The organism is Kitasatospora sp. NPDC056783 (assembly GCF_042789895.1).
Taxonomy (GTDB): domain Bacteria; phylum Actinomycetota; class Actinomycetes; order Streptomycetales; family Streptomycetaceae; genus Kitasatospora.
This window is the reverse complement of record NZ_JBHUAF010000214.1, coordinates 1-14,252: the sequence shown is the minus strand read 5'-3', so window position 1 is coordinate 14,252 and position 14,252 is coordinate 1. Positions and strand designations below refer to the sequence as shown.

The window sequence follows — 14,252 nt, the reverse complement described above, 5'->3', positions numbered from 1 at the left end:
GCGCGGAGAAGCTCCACCGACCGTGACGGCCGCCGCCGTCACGGTCGGTGGCGTGTCCGGCCCCCGGCAGTGCTCCGGGCCGGGCCGCGGGGCGGCGGTTCACGCGGCCGTAACCCGCGCGCCGCATGCGTCACGGCGGCGAAACCTCCGGCCGCACCGGCCGAAACCAGACTCCGGCACGCTCCTGTCCAACGCCGACACCCCGGGTGGCAGCACGGGACGGATCCCCGGGTGCGGATCGGCCTGGACGCAGAGGAGACGCCGATGCCGGACGGCTTCAGCGCGGGCGACACCGCCTTCGTGCTCATCAGTGCGGCCCTGGTCATGCTGATGACCCCGGGCCTGGCCTTCTTCTACGGGGGCATGGTCAGGGCCAAGAGCACGCTGAACATGCTGGCGATGAGCTTCCTCTCGCTCGGCATCGTCAGCGTGCTGTGGGTCCTCTACGGCTACTCGCTCAGCTTCGGGTCCGACTCCTTCGCCGGTCTGATCGGCGACCTGGACCACCTCGGGATGCGCGGCCTCGGCCTGAACGAGCTGACCGGCACCATCCCGGTCACCGCCTTCGCGCTCCTCCAGCTGATGTTCGCGGTCATCGCCCCGGCGCTGATCAGCGGCGCCGTCGCGGACCGGGCCAGGTTCGCGGCCTGGGGCCTGTTCATCGCGCTCTGGGTGACGGCCGTCTACTTCCCGGTCGCGCACTGGGTGTTCTTCTTCGACGGCGGCCACGGCGGCTGGCTGGGCGACCGCAACGGCGTGATCGACTTCGCCGGCGGGACGGCCGTGCACATCAACGCGGGCGTCGCCGGCCTCGCGCTCTGCCTGGTGCTGGGCAAGCGGATCGGCTTCAAGAAGGACCCGATGCGCCCGCACAGCCTGCCGCTGGTGATGCTCGGCTCCGGGCTGCTCTGGTTCGGCTGGTTCGGCTTCAACGCGGGCTCGGCGCTGGCCGCCAACGGCGTCGCCGCGATGGCGATGGTCAACACCCAGGTCGCCACCGGCGCGGCGCTGGTCGGCTGGCTGGTCTACGAGAGGTTCCGGCACGGCGCGTTCACCACGCTGGGCGCCGCCTCCGGCGCGGTGGCCGGGCTGGTCGCGATCACCCCGGCCTGCGGCTCGGTCAGCCCGCTCGGCGCGGTGGCGATCGGGCTGGTCGCGGGCGCGGTCTGCTGCGCCGCCGTCTCGCTGAAGTACCGCTGGGGCTTCGACGACTCGCTGGACGTGGTGGGCGTGCACGCGGTGGGCGGGGCGGTCGGCTCGCTGCTGGTCGGCCTGTTCGCCACCGGCGGGGTCGGCCAGGGCGTGAAGGGCCTGTTCTACGGCGGCGGGCTCGGGCAGCTGGGCAAGCAGGCGATGGGTGTGGCGGCGGTCGCGGCGTACTCCTTCGTGCTGTCCTGGCTGCTGGCCAGGGCGGTCGACCGGCTGGTCGGCTTCCGGGTCGCCGGGGAGGTCGAGGTGGCCGGCATCGACCAGGCCGAACACGCCGAGTCCGCCTACGATTTCAGCGCCGTGGGGGCGGGGCTGGCCCGGGCCCTGCCGGGGTCGGCCGCCGCTGCCGCAGGACCCGCCGTGAAGCCCGCGGCCGGGGTGGTCGAGGAGTCCGTGGCCGGGGCGGCCGGGATGGCGGGGAAGTCCGCCGCTCCGAAGGCCGTCGAGGAGCCCGACGCTCCGAAGCCTGCTCCGAAGGCCACTCCGAAGGCCGCTCCGAAGGCCGCTCCGAAGCCCGCCGAGAAGAAGACCGAGGTCGACGCCCGATGAAGCTCATCACCGCCGTGATCAAGCCGTACCGACTGGACGAGGTGAAGGCAGCCCTCCAGGCCTTCGGGGTCCAGGGCCTGACCGTCACCGAGGCCAGTGGCTACGGCCGCCAGCGCGGCCACACCGAGGTGTACCGGGGGGCCGAGTACACCGTGGACCTGGTGCCGAAGGTCAGGATCGAGGTCCTGGTGGAGGACGAGGACGCCGAGGACCTGATCGAGGTCCTGGTGAAGGCCGCCCGGACCGGGAAGATCGGCGACGGCAAGGTGTGGAGCGTGTCGGTGGACACCGCCGTACGGGTCCGCACCGGCGAGCGCGGCCCGGACGCGCTGTAGGGCCCGTGGCGGGCGGCGCCGTCCTCCGTGTGGCGCCGTTCCCCGCTCGGTGTCGTTCCCCCGTTCGGTCGAACGGCTCGACCGGGGGACGGACGGTTCACCCGGGCGAGTCCACGGGCAGGACGGTCCACCGGCATCCCGGTCCATCAGCACCACGGTCCATCAGCACCACGGTTCACCACCAGGACGGTTCACCAGCACCACGGACGGGACCCATGCGCATGGCCACCGAGACCGACCCCTCCGACCCCGCCGACCCCGCCGCCCTCGCCGCCCGGGCCGCCGCCCGGGCCGCGCTCCTGGCCGCTCCCGGTCCGGTCGGCCGCCCCCGCCGGCAGGCGCTCGCCCGGCTGACCGACGACTGGCTGGCCGGGCTGCTCGCGGCCGCCGGCGCCGGGCCGTCGGGCGTCGCGCTGGTCGCCGTCGGCGGCTACGGGCGGGGCGAGCTGTCCCCGCGCAGCGATCTGGACGTCCTGCTGCTGCACGACGGCCCGCTCGCCCGGGAGCTGCCCGAGCGGATCTGGTACCCGGTCTGGGACGCGGGCGTCAGGCTCGACCACTCGGTGCGCACCGTCGCCGGGGCCCGCTCGGTGGCCGCCGCCGACCTCAAGGCCCAGCTCGGCCTGTTGAACGCCCGCCACCTCGCCGGGGACCCGGCGCTCACCGCGGAGCTGCGCGCCGGGGTGCTCACCGACTGGCGCGCGAGCGCCCCCGCGCGCTTGCCCGAGCTGCGCGAGCTGGGTCGCGCGCGGGCCGAACAGCAGGGTGAACTGTCCTTCCTGCTGGAGCCCGACCTCAAGGAGGCCCGCGGCGGCCTGCGCGACGTCGTGGCGCTGGACGCGATCGCCGCGACCTGGCTGGCCGACGCGCCCCGGGACGGCCTGGACGCCGCGGCGCGGTGGCTGGCCGACGTGCGCGACGCCCTGCACCTGGTCACCGGCCGGGCCACCGACCGGCTCGCCCTCCAGGAGCAGGACCAGGTCGCCGAGCGGCTCGGGGTGCTGGACGCCGACGCCCTGCTGCGCCGGGTCTACGAGGCCGCCCGCACCATCGCGTACGCGGGGGACGTCACCTGGCGGGCGGTGGACCGGGTGCTCGCGGCCCGCGGCGGCCGGGGCCGGCGGGTGCGTCGAGCGGGCATCCCGTTCGCGGGCGCCGGACGCGGCGGCGCGGTGGCCCGGGGCGCGGTCGAGCGGCGTCCGCTCGCCGAGGGCGTGGTCGAGCAGGACGGCGAGGCGGTGCTCGCCCAGGGCGCCCGCCCGGCCGCCGACCCGGTGCTGCCGCTGCGCGCGGCGGCCGCCGCCGCGCAGAACGGGCTGACCGTCTCGCACGCCACGGTGCGCCGGCTGGCCGCCGAGTGCCGCCCGCTGCCGGTGCCCTGGCCGGACGAGGCGCGCGAGCAACTGGTCACGCTGCTGGGCGCGGGGGAGGCGGCCGTCCCGGTGTGGGAGGCGCTGGAGGCGGAGGGGCTGGTGCGCAGGCTGCTGCCGGACTGGGAGCGGGTGCGCTGCCGTCCGCAGCGCAATGCGGTGCACCGCTGGACCGTGGACCGGCACTTGGTCGAGACGGCGGTGCGGGCCGCCGGGATGACCCGCCGGGTGGCGCGGCCTGACCTGCTGCTGGTCGCCGCGCTGCTGCACGACATCGGCAAGGGCTGGCCGGGGGACCACAGCAGGGCCGGTGAGGTGATCGTCCGCGACCTCGCCGCCAGGATGGGCTTCGGCCCCGAGGACACCGGGACCCTGGCGGTGCTGGTCCGCCACCACCTGGCCCTGGTGGACACCGCGACCAGGCGCGACCCGGACGACCCGGCCACCGTCGAGGCGATCACCGGGGTGGTCACCACACTGCCGGAGCTGGAGCTGCTGCACGCGCTCACCGAGGCGGACGCGCTGGCCACCGGCCCGGCCGCGTGGAGCGGCTGGCGGGCCTCGCTGGTGGACGGCCTGGTGGCCCGGGTGGCGGCCCGACTGGTCGGCGCGGGCACCCGGCAGCTGGAGGCGGCGCCGACCGCCGAGCAGGAACGGCTCGCCGTCGAGGCCGCCCGCATCGGCGGGCCGGCGCTGTCGCTGCGGGCCCGCTCCGAGGGGGACCCGGGCACCGAGCCGATGGGCGTCGAGCTGAACCTGGCCATCCCGGACCGTCCCGGGCTGCTCGGCACCGCCGCCGGGGTGCTCGCGCTGCACCGGCTGGCCGTTCGCTCGGCCGGGCTGCGCGAGCTGGACCCGGTGGGGAGCGGGCCGGTGCTGCTGCTGTCCTGGCGGGTGGCGGCCGAGTACGGCGAGCTGCCGGAGGCGGCCCGGCTGCGGGCCGACCTGCGCCGGGCGCTGGACGGCTCGCTGGACGTGGCCCGCCGCCTCGCCGAGCGGGACGCCGCCGCCCCGCGCCGCCGGGGCATCCCCACCCCGCCGCCGCTGGTCGCGGTGGCGCCCGCGACGGCCTCGGCGACCGCGACGGTGCTGGAGGTCCGGGCGCACGACGCCCCGGGGCTGCTGCACCGGATCGGCCGGGCGCTGGACGGGGCGGGTGTCCGGGTGCGCACCGCGCACGTCTCCACGCTGGGCGCGGAGGCGGTCGACTCGTTCTACCTGACGGACGCGGCGGGCCGTCCGCTGACCGCCGGGCGGGCCGGGGAGGTGGCGGCGGCGGTCCGGGCGGTGCTGGGCTGAGGGCGGTCCGGGCCGGGCCGCGGCGGGTCCGGGCCAGGTCAGGGGTGGGTCAGGGGTTGGTCCGGGCGGGGGTTCCGACCGGGGTGGAGACCGTACCCGGGGTGGCCGGATACCCTGGGGACGACGACCGTACCGATACCGATGCCGCAGAGGACCCGCGCCGACGTGTTCGACACCCTTTCCGATCGCCTCGCAGCGACGTTCAAGAACCTCCGGGGCAAGGGCCGCCTGAGCGAGGCGGACATCGACGCCACGGCCCGCGAGATCCGTATCGCGCTGCTGGAGGCGGATGTCGCGCTGCCGGTCGTCCGGGCCTTCATCAAGCAGGTCAAGGAGCGGGCGCTCGGTGTCGAGGTCTCCGGCGCGCTGAACCCGGCGCAGCAGATCATCAAGATCGTCAACGAGGAGCTCGTCGCGATCCTCGGTGGCGAGACCCGCCGGGTGCGGTTCGCCAAGAACGGCCCGACGGTGATCATGCTCGCCGGTCTCCAGGGTGCCGGTAAGACCACCCTCGCGGGCAAGCTCGGCCACTGGCTGAAGGCGCAGAAGCACACCCCGCTGCTGGTCGCCTGCGACCTCCAGCGCCCCAACGCGGTGAACCAGCTCCAGGTGGTCGCCGAGCGCGCCGGCGTGGCCTTCTACGGCCCCCAGCCGGGCAACGGCGTCGGCGACCCGGTGCAGGTTGCCAAGGACTCGATCGAGTACGCCAAGCAGAAGCAGTACGACGTCGTCGTCGTCGACACCGCGGGCCGTCTGGGCATCGACGCCGAGCTGATGCAGCAGGCCGCCGACATCCGCGCCGCGGTGAACCCGGACGAGGTCCTGTTCGTCGTCGACGCGATGATCGGCCAGGACGCGGTCACCACCGCGCAGGCCTTCCTCGACGGCGTCGACTTCACCGGTGTGGTGCTGTCCAAGCTCGACGGCGACGCCCGCGGCGGTGCCGCCCTGTCGGTCGCGCACGTCACCGGCCGCCAGATCATGTTCGCCTCCAACGGCGAGAAGGTCGACGACTTCGACGCCTTCCACCCGGACCGGATGGCCTCGCGCATCCTCGGCATGGGTGACGTCCTCTCGCTGATCGAGAAGGCCGAGCAGACCTTCTCGCAGGCCGAGGCCGAGAAGATCGCCGCCAAGCTGCGCGGCGGCCCGAAGCAGTTCACCCTGGACGACTTCCTGTCCCAGCTGGAGCAGGTCCAGAAGATGGGCTCGATCTCCAAGCTGCTCGGCATGCTGCCCGGCATGGGCCAGATCCGGGACCAGATCAACAACATCGACGACAAGGACGTCAACCGGGTCGGCGCGATCATCAAGTCGATGACCCCGGCCGAGCGGGCCGAGCCGGAGCTGATCAACGGCTCCCGCCGGGCCCGCATCGCCAAGGGCTCGGGCGTCCAGGTCGGCGAGGTGAAGAACCTGGTCGAGCGGTTCTTCGACGCCCGCAAGATGATGTCCGCGATGGCCTCCGGCAAGGGCATGCCCGGCATGCCGGGGATTCCGGGCATGGGCGGCGGCGGCAAGAAGTCCGCCAAGAAGGCCCCGCAGGCCAAGGGCAAGCGCAAGAGCGGCAACCCGCTGAAGCGCGCGCAGGAGGAGGCCGCGGCCGCCGAGCGCCGCGCGCTCGGCCCGGGCGCCGGCCAGGCCCCGGCGGACGGCGGCGCGTTCGGCCTCGGCGCGGGCAAGGGCCCGTCCGACTTCGAGCTGCCCAAGGAGTTCAAGGACCTGCTGTAGTCCTTGATCCGGTTCGGTGGGGTCGATCGCTTCCTGATGGCCTTTGATCGACGCCGACCGGTCTTGATCGATTTTGGTCGGCCCGTCGTCCGGTATTTCCGGGCGGCGGGCCGATCGCGTGTCCGATGATGGGGGCATGCGAGTGATGATCAGGGCCCCGAGGGCCGCGGACACGGCCGCGTACGCCGAGGCGGTCCGGCGGTCCGCCGAACACATCGGCCGGTGGAACCCGGTCGAGCCGGACGGACTGCCCGACCTGCTGAAGCGCCAGGGCTCCGGGCTGCGCACCTTCCTGATCGTCGACCGGGAGACCGGCGGCCTGGTCGGCAAGGTGAACGTCGCCAACATCGTGCTGGGCCGGTTCTGCAACGCCTCGCTGGGCTACGACTCGTACCTGCCGTTCAACGGCACCGGGCGGATGACCGAGGGCATGCGGCTGATCCTGGACCGCTGCTTCGCCCCGCAGTCGGCCGACGGGCTGGGGCTGCACCGGCTGGAGATCAACGTCCAGCCGGACAACGAGCGCTCGATCGCGATGGCCAAGCGCCTGGGCTTCCGGCACGAGGGCTTCTCCCCTCGGATGCTGTTCCTCCAGGGGGAGTGGCGCGACCACGAGCGGTTCGCGCTGACCGCCGAGGAGTGGCCGGACGCGGCGGCATAGCCGCTGGTGGGAGGGGGCGGCGCGGCCGTACGGCGGCCCGGGCGCGGCGTTGCGATTGGCCCGCCCGAGCACCTGTCCGTATTGTCCGATGGGTGACCGAACCCGTGCCGCCACGTCAGACCCCCGACCAGCCCTGGCGCTCGGAGGGCGCTCCGCCCCCGCCACCGCCCAAGCGCCGGATGCCCGGCGGCTGGGTGGGCCTCGCCCTCACCGCCCTCGTGGTGTTCCTGATCTCGGACCTGCTGCTGTCCTTCTTCGGCCCCGCCGGCGCCACCACGATCTCGTACACCGAGTTCAACAACCAGCTGAACAAGGGCAACATCACCAAGATCTACGCCAAGGGCGACGCGATCGAGGGCACCCTCAAGACCGCCCAGCCCAAGCCCGACGGCGGCAAGGGCGACTACACCGAGTTCGACACCCAGCGGCCCTCCTTCGCGGGCGACAACCTCTGGACCACGCTGCAGCAGCAGGGCGTCGAGGTCACCGCCACCTCGCCGGTCCAGCAGCGCAGCTTCCTCACCAACCTGCTGCTCTCGCTCGCCCCGATGCTGCTGCTGGTCTTCATCTGGGTGCTGCTGGCCCGCCGGATGGCCGGCGGACTCGGCGGCGGACCGCTCGGCCGCAAGGCCCCGCCCAAGCCGGTCACCGCCGAGGAGGGCAAGCGCACCACCTTCGCCGACGTGGCCGGCATCGACGAGGTCGAGGCCGAACTCACCGAGGTGGTCGACTACCTGAAGAACCCCGAGCGCTACCGCAGGCTCGGGGCCAAGATGCCGCGCGGAGTGCTGCTCAGCGGCCCGCCCGGCACCGGCAAGACCCTGCTGGCCCGCGCGGTGGCCGGCGAGGCGGACGTGCCGTTCTTCTCCGCCTCCGCCTCCGAGTTCATCGAGATGATCGTCGGCGTCGGCGCCAGCCGGGTCCGCGAGCTGTTCGCCGAGGCGCGCAAGGTCGCCCCGGCGATCATCTTCATCGACGAGATCGACACCATCGGACGCCAGCGCGGTGCGGGCGGCGGCATGGGCGGACACGACGAGCGCGAGCAGACCCTCAACCAGATCCTCACCGAGATGGACGGCTTCACCGGCTCCGAGGGCGTCATCGTGATCGCCGCGACCAACCGGGCGGACGTGCTCGACCCGGCGCTGCTGCGCCCCGGCCGCTTCGACCGGCGGATCACCGTCAGCCCGCCCGACCGGGAGGGCCGCGCCGCGATCCTGCGCATCCACAGTCGCAGCGTCCCGCTGGCCGGCGACGCCGACCTCAACCAGCTGGCCAAGGTCACCCCGGGGATGACCGGCGCCGAACTCGCCAACCTGGTCAACGAGGCGGCGCTGCTGGCCGTCAAGCGCCAGCAGGACGCGGTCAACGAGCGGGACCTCTCGGACGCCCTGGAGAAGGTCCAGCTCGGCGCCGTACGGCCGCTGGTGATGCCGCAGGAGGAGCGCGAGCGCACGGCGTACCACGAGAGCGGGCACGCGCTGCTGGGCATGCTCCAGCCCGGCGCGGACCCGGTCCGCAAGATCACCATCGTGCCGCGCGGCCGGGCGCTGGGCGTCACCCTGTCCACCCCGGAGAACGACCGCTACTCGTACACCGAGCCCTACCTGCGCGGCCGGATCATCGGCGCGCTCGGCGGGATGGCGGCCGAGCAGGTGGTCTACGGGGTGATCACCACCGGCGCGGAGAGCGACCTGGAGCAGGTCACCAACATCGCCCGCGGGATGGCCGGGCGCTGGGGGATGAGCGAGCGGGTCGGCCGGCTGACCGCGGTGCCCTCGGACCCGCAGGGCGCGTACGGGCTCTCCGCGGCGCCGACGACCCTGGACGCGGTGGACGAGGAGGCCCGGCGGATCGTCTCCGAGTGCTACGACGACGCGGTGCGGATCCTGACCGAGCAGCGGCACCGGCTGGACGCGCTGGCGGCGGCGCTGCTGGAGGCGGAGACGCTGGACGAGGCGGCGGCGTACCGGGCGGCGGGAGTGCCGCGGGACGGGGCCGAGGGGAAGTCGATCGACCGGGCGTGAAGTCCGATGCCGGGGGCGCTCGCCATGGCGGCGGGCGCCCCCGGTTTCCTGCCCGGCTCCGGGTGCCCTTCCGCGTGCCGTTCCGCGTGCCGTCCCGTGCGGCGCTCCGGGTGCCGTTCCGTGCGGTGCTCCGCGGGGCGGCCTGTACGGCGCTCCGGGTGCCGGCCCGGCCGGCGCGGTGGCTCGGCGACAGGTACTAGCGCTGCCGCTCGGCGACCAGGTAGCGGAACAGGTTCTCCATCCGCACCGAGCCGTCCGCGCGCAGGTACGGCTGGAGCGCCTCCTCCAGTTCCTTGGCCACCAGCGAGGCTCCGGAGAACTCCTCGGCCGGTTCGAACAGACCGGTGGAGAGCAGCCCGCGCACCGCGCTGTCGAGGTCCGGGTAGGCGAACGGGCAGCTCACCCGGCCACTGCCGGCCGGGCGCAGACCGGCCGGGGCGAGCAGGTCCTCCAGCGCACCGGGCGAACTCAGCTCGAACGGGTCCCGCGCGCTGGTCCGGCCTGCCCGGCGACGGGCCACGTCCAGCACCGGGGCGCTCTCGCAGCGCTCCGGCGGGCCCCAGGCGGCCAGCACCACGTGCCCGCCCGGCAGGGCGAGCCGGGCGGCCCCGGTGACCACCGTGCGGGACTCGGCGGCGCCGGGCAGCTGCTCGAAAACCGTCACCAGGGAATGGGCCGGCCGGGGGACGGCGGCGGTCGCCCGGGACCCGTCGCACACCCGCAGCCGACGGCCGTGCGCCAGCTCGCGAAGCTCGTCCCGCGGCTCCTGCCCGGCGACCTGGGCGCCCCGGCCGGCCGCGAGCAGCAGGGCCAGCCCGGACCGGCACCCCAGGCCCAGCACGCTGCTCGCCGGGCCGACCTCCAGGCGGTCGTAGACCGCCTCGTAGAGCGGCACGAGCATGCGCTCCTGGATCTCCGCCCAGTCCCGCGCCCGCGCGGACCGGGCGGCCCCGGGCTGCGGGTGGTGCGGGCGCGCGCCCGTCGGTCCCGTGCCCGTCGGTCGTGCGCCGGTCGGTCCTGGGCCCGCCGGTCGTGCGGCCGTCGGCCCCGTGCCCGTCGGTCGTGCGGTGGCGCCGGTCGTGCCGGTCGTGCGAGCTGAAGCCATCGCGGCCTCCCATCCGGTCCTTCGGTGTGCTGCTACGGCTCCCCCAAAGTCCCGCCCCACACCAGCGAACAGCGGGTCGGGCCCGGCGTCCAGAGGGGTGCGGGGTGGTGCGCGGGTGTCGCGGTGGTGCGCCCCCGCCCGGTGCTACCGATTCGAAACCGGGGGCCCGGGCCCCGTACCATTCGCCCCATGGCTAAGGCACCCGTTCTCACCCCTCAGGCGGAAGACTTCCCGCGCTGGTACCAGGACCTCATCAACAAGGCCGAGCTGGCCGACAACGGTCCGGTGCGCGGCACCATGGTCATCCGACCGTACGGCTACGGCCTGTGGGAGCGGATGCAGCAGGAGATGGACGCGCGGATCAAGAAGGCCGGCGCGCAGAACGCCTACTTCCCGATGTTCATCCCGCAGTCCTACCTGACCAAGGAAGCCGAGCACGTCGAGGGCTTCGCCCCCGAGCTCGCGGTGGTCACCCACGGCGGCGGCAAGCAGCTGGAGGAGCCGGTCGTCGTCCGGCCGACCTCCGAGACGATCATCAACGAGTACTTCTCGAAGTGGGTGCAGAGCCACCGCGACCTGCCCCTGCTCATCAACCAGTGGGCCAACGTGGTCCGTTGGGAGCTGCGCCCGCGCGTCTTCCTGCGCACCACCGAGTTCCTCTGGCAGGAGGGCCACACCGCCCACGCCACCTACGAGGACGCCCGTGACTACGCGTCGATGATCCACACCCAGGTCTACGGCGACTTCATGACGAACGTGCTCGGCATCGACGTCGTGCTCGGCCGCAAGACCGCCAAGGAGCGCTTCGCCGGCGCCATCAACACCCTCACCTTGGAGGGCATGATGGGCGACGGCAAGGCGCTGCAGATGGGCACCAGCCACGAGCTGGGCCAGAACTTCGCCAAGGCGTTCAACACCACCTACCAGCTCCAGGGTGCCGAGCGCGAGCACGTCTGGCAGACCTCCTGGGGCGTCTCGACCCGCATGGTCGGCGGCCTGATCATGTCCCACGGCGACGACAACGGCCTGCGGGTGCCCCCGCGTCTGGCCGCCGTCCAGGCCGTCGTGCTCGCGATCAAGGGCGACGAGGCGGTCATCGCCAAGGTCCGCGAGATCGGCGCCGCGCTGGAGGCCGCCGGCATCCGGGTCGTGGTCGACGACCGCACCGACACCCCGTTCGGCCGCCGCGCCGTCGACTGGGAGCTCAAGGGCGTTCCGCTGCGCATCGAGGTCGGCCCGCGCGACCTGGAGAACGGCACCGCGATGCTGGCCCGCCGCATCCCGGGCGGCAAGGAGCCGGTCTCCATCGACGCCCTGGCCGCGCTGTTGCCGGGCATCCTGGAGGAGGACCAGGCGCTGCTGCTGCGCCAGTCCCGCGAGCGCCGCGAGTCCCGCACGGTGGACGTCAAGACCATCGACGAGGCCATCGAGGCCTCCGCGACCGGCTGGGGCAGGATCTCCTGGGCCGACCTCGGCGCGGAGGGCGAGGCCAAGCTGGCCGAGCAGGGCGTCACGGTGCGCTGCATCGTCGCGGCCGACGGCTCGGTGCCGCAGGCCGACGACCAGGACGGCAACGTCGCGCTGGTCGCCCGCGCGTACTGACGTCCGTTCGCCATTCGTTCGCCGTCGGATCTCCGACGCCCGACGTTCGATGTCCGGCGTCGGATGTCCGACGTTCGATGCGCGGCGTTCGATGTCCGGCGTTCGTTGTCCGGCGGATGTCCTGAGGATGCCCGCCGGACATCCGCCGTGCGCCGGTAATGGCCGGGAGCGGTGACACCGGAGACATTTGCCCGGAATGCGGATGGGTAAGAATCCGGTAACCGTTCCGGGGGAGCCGCCGGGGCGGACATCCCTACTGGTCGGTCAACTCCCGGTATTAACGGAATAGCGGTACGGTGTACGGCCCGTGGCCCTGTCAATCCGACAGGCCCCACGGGCCGTACGTCCTGGGTGGCGACAGCCCGCCCCCGGACGGAATTCCACCAGGCCCGCCGACGTCGCGACGGGCCGAAACCGGCAGGGGGTTGGTCTTGCGTCAGATCCGGAACGCGCAATTCGAGCGCGGCCTCGCATTCCTGGGAGTTCCCTGTGAATTCCCCCGGAACGAGAACATGCGGAACATCGGCTCGCACTCCATCGTTGGTCTAGCGTGAGCACGACACAGCCCCTCGTTCTCGCGGCCGAACTGGCCGCCGCCTGGAGCGACATCCAGGCCCACCACCAGGACCTTCCCGACCTCGCTTCGCCCGAGGCCCTGATCGGGGAGTCCTCCTCGGCCTGCGGGACGCGGCTCGGTTTCGAGCGCCTCCTCCACGAGGCCGCCCACGGTCTGGCCGCGGCCCGGGACATCCGGGACACCTCGCGGGCCGGCCGCTACCACAACCGGCGCTTCCTGATGCTCGCTTCCGAGCTGGGCCTGGCGCACCCGGTCGAACCGCACGCCAGCAGCGGCTTCTCCCAGGTGACCATGCTCAAGGAGACTCAGGAGCGGTACGCCGAGACCATCGAGCGCCTGGACCGTGCCCTCGGGGCGCACCAGGAGGCAGTGGCCGGTGAGGGCGCGACGCGCGCCTTCCGCGGCCCGGCGGCCCGGCACGGCTCCTCCGGGGGCGGCGTGCGGGTCAAGGCGGTCTGCGGTTGCGGTCGCAACGTCCGGGTCGTCCCGTCGGTTCTCGCCCAGGCGTCCATCGTCTGCGGCGCGTGCCAACAGCCGTTCAAGATCGCGTAAGTAGTCATCGCGTAGTCGGCGTCCTGGCGGGACTGCTGTGCGGGCAGCGGTCCGGCCGAGCGGTGACCGGTGAGCAGTGAGCGGCACGGAAGGGCACTGCGGCAGGACGCGCAGTGAGTGGTGCGGCGGTACAGCGGCGCCACCGTGAGCAGTGCAGCAGTGCAGCAGTGCAGCAGTGCGAGCGGTACGGCAGTGCAGCAGTGCGAGTAGTACAGCAGGACAGTGGTGATCCTTCGGGTTGGACCGGGAGCGGGGGCTCCCGGTCGAGCCCTGCGTGGAGGCCGCGGCCGGATGGACGGGAGGCTGCGGAGAGGTGACCGACTGCGGCCGGGAGGCCAAGGGCCCGCGTACAGCCGGTTCTCGCCGGTGTGGCAGAATGGACAGCCGAGTACTCGGCAGCCGAGCAGGACCCCTCTCTCCTACGGCTGGCGTGTCCCTTGAACGGTCCGCCCCGCAACCCCACGCGACGGCGAGCCCGCTCACCCACGTCAACACCAGGAGAATCCACTCCCGTGGCAGTCAAGATCAAGCTCAAGCGTCTCGGCAAGATTCGCTCCCCGCACTACCGCATCGTCGTCGCCGACGCCCGCACCAAGCGTGACGGCCGCGCGATCGAGGAGATCGGCATCTACCAGCCGACCTACAACCCCTCGAAGATCGAGGTCGACAGCGACCGCGCCCAGTACTGGCTGTCCGTCGGCGCCCAGCCGACCGAGCCGGTGCTCGCCATCCTGAAGCTGACCGGCGACTGGCAGAAGTTCAAGGGCCTGCCGGCTCCGGAGCCGCTGAAGGTCGCCGAGCCGAAGGTCGAGGACTTCTCGCACCTGTTCGCCAAGGCCGTCGCCGGCTTCGAGGACGCCACCACCGGTGTCGCCATCACCCCGAAGGCCAAGAAGTCGGACAAGGTCGAGGCTGAGGCCGACGCCGCCGCCGAGGCCTGATCGTGATCGAGGACGCCCTCGACCACCTGGTGAAGGGCATCGTCGAGCACCCCGACGAGGTACAGGTGCGCTCGCGCAACCTGCGTCGGGGTAACACCATCGAGGTGCGAGTGCACCCCGATGACCTCGGCAAGGTGATCGGCCGGGGCGGCCGTACGGCGCGCGCGCTGCGCACCGTGGTCGGCGCCCTCGGCGGTCGCAACGTCCGGGTCGACCTGGTCGACGTGGACAACATTCGCTGACGCTGCTGCTCGTTCAGCCGTCAGGGCTTGTGAGGCCGACCGGGACGCATGT

11 protein-coding genes are annotated in these 14,252 nt (G+C 73.2%); 10 read left to right on the top strand and 1 reads right to left on the bottom strand.

Features of this window, described 5'->3' with window-relative positions; translation table 11 throughout:
* Positions 1-264 precede the first annotated feature (264 nt).
* From ACFRMQ_RS26135 to ftsH, 6 genes are all read left to right on the top strand, one after another.
* Positions 265-1,758: an ammonium transporter gene (locus ACFRMQ_RS26135; protein WP_380733072.1), complete on the top strand. Its 1,494-nt coding sequence runs from the start codon at positions 265-267 to the stop codon at positions 1,756-1,758.
* Positions 1,755-2,093 (top strand): P-II family nitrogen regulator, encoded by a 339-nt coding sequence (locus ACFRMQ_RS26130; RefSeq protein ID WP_380733071.1) that lies wholly within the window; start codon positions 1,755-1,757, stop codon positions 2,091-2,093. The genes ACFRMQ_RS26135 and ACFRMQ_RS26130 overlap by 4 nt, the downstream gene beginning before the upstream one ends.
* Positions 2,094-2,314: 221 nt before the next feature.
* Entirely contained in the window at positions 2,315-4,762 is a 2,448-nt protein-coding gene (locus ACFRMQ_RS26125; RefSeq protein WP_380733069.1) for a [protein-PII] uridylyltransferase, read from the top strand.
* A 165-nt stretch (positions 4,763-4,927) separates the two neighbouring features.
* Complete coding sequence (gene ffh / locus ACFRMQ_RS26120) at positions 4,928-6,493, top strand: signal recognition particle protein (protein ID WP_380733073.1); 1,566 nt, start codon at positions 4,928-4,930, stop codon at positions 6,491-6,493.
* Between the two features lie 136 nt (positions 6,494-6,629).
* Positions 6,630-7,154: a GNAT family N-acetyltransferase gene (locus tag ACFRMQ_RS26115; RefSeq protein ID WP_380733068.1), complete on the top strand. Its 525-nt coding sequence runs from the start codon at positions 6,630-6,632 to the stop codon at positions 7,152-7,154.
* A gap of 92 nt (positions 7,155-7,246) precedes the next feature.
* Positions 7,247-9,181, top strand: a complete 1,935-nt coding sequence (ftsH, locus tag ACFRMQ_RS26110; protein ID WP_380733067.1) for an ATP-dependent zinc metalloprotease FtsH — start codon at positions 7,247-7,249, stop codon at positions 9,179-9,181.
* A gap of 196 nt (positions 9,182-9,377) precedes the next feature.
* Here ftsH and ACFRMQ_RS26105 read toward each other — a convergent pair whose 3' ends face one another.
* Positions 9,378-10,082, bottom strand: coding sequence for a class I SAM-dependent methyltransferase (locus ACFRMQ_RS26105; protein WP_380733066.1), 705 nt, complete (start codon positions 10,080-10,082; stop codon positions 9,378-9,380).
* A gap of 393 nt (positions 10,083-10,475) precedes the next feature.
* Between ACFRMQ_RS26105 and proS the strand changes: the two genes are divergently transcribed.
* The 4 genes from proS (at position 10,476) to ACFRMQ_RS26085 (ending at position 14,200) form a co-directional block, all read left to right on the top strand.
* Positions 10,476-11,888 carry a proline--tRNA ligase gene (proS, locus tag ACFRMQ_RS26100; RefSeq protein WP_380733065.1) on the top strand — a complete coding sequence of 471 codons (1,413 nt, stop codon included), beginning with the start codon at positions 10,476-10,478 and terminating at the stop codon, positions 11,886-11,888.
* 550 nt (positions 11,889-12,438) lie between these two features.
* Entirely contained in the window at positions 12,439-13,017 is a 579-nt protein-coding gene (locus tag ACFRMQ_RS26095; RefSeq protein ID WP_380696563.1) for a hypothetical protein, read from the top strand.
* A 512-nt stretch (positions 13,018-13,529) separates the two neighbouring features.
* Positions 13,530-13,958 (top strand): 30S ribosomal protein S16, encoded by a 429-nt coding sequence (gene rpsP, locus ACFRMQ_RS26090; RefSeq protein WP_380696565.1) that lies wholly within the window; start codon positions 13,530-13,532, stop codon positions 13,956-13,958.
* Between the two features lie 2 nt (positions 13,959-13,960).
* Entirely contained in the window at positions 13,961-14,200 is a 240-nt protein-coding gene (locus tag ACFRMQ_RS26085) for an RNA-binding protein (protein ID WP_030056773.1), read from the top strand.
* Positions 14,201-14,252 lie beyond the last annotated feature (52 nt).

Excerpts from the sequence above, each read along its gene's own strand:
- proS (WP_380733065.1), top strand. The coding sequence starts at position 10,476 with ATGGCTAAGGCACCCGTTCTCACCCCTCAGGCGGAAGACTTCCCGCGC.
- ACFRMQ_RS26105 (WP_380733066.1), bottom strand. The coding sequence starts at position 10,082 with ATGCTCGTGCCGCTCTACGAGGCGGTCTACGACCGCCTGGAGGTCGGC.
- ACFRMQ_RS26115 (WP_380733068.1), top strand. The coding sequence starts at position 6,630 with ATGCGAGTGATGATCAGGGCCCCGAGGGCCGCGGACACGGCCGCGTAC.
- ACFRMQ_RS26135 (WP_380733072.1), top strand. The coding sequence starts at position 265 with ATGCCGGACGGCTTCAGCGCGGGCGACACCGCCTTCGTGCTCATCAGT.
- ACFRMQ_RS26130 (WP_380733071.1), top strand. The coding sequence starts at position 1,755 with ATGAAGCTCATCACCGCCGTGATCAAGCCGTACCGACTGGACGAGGTG.
- ACFRMQ_RS26125 (WP_380733069.1), top strand. The coding sequence starts at position 2,315 with ATGGCCACCGAGACCGACCCCTCCGACCCCGCCGACCCCGCCGCCCTC.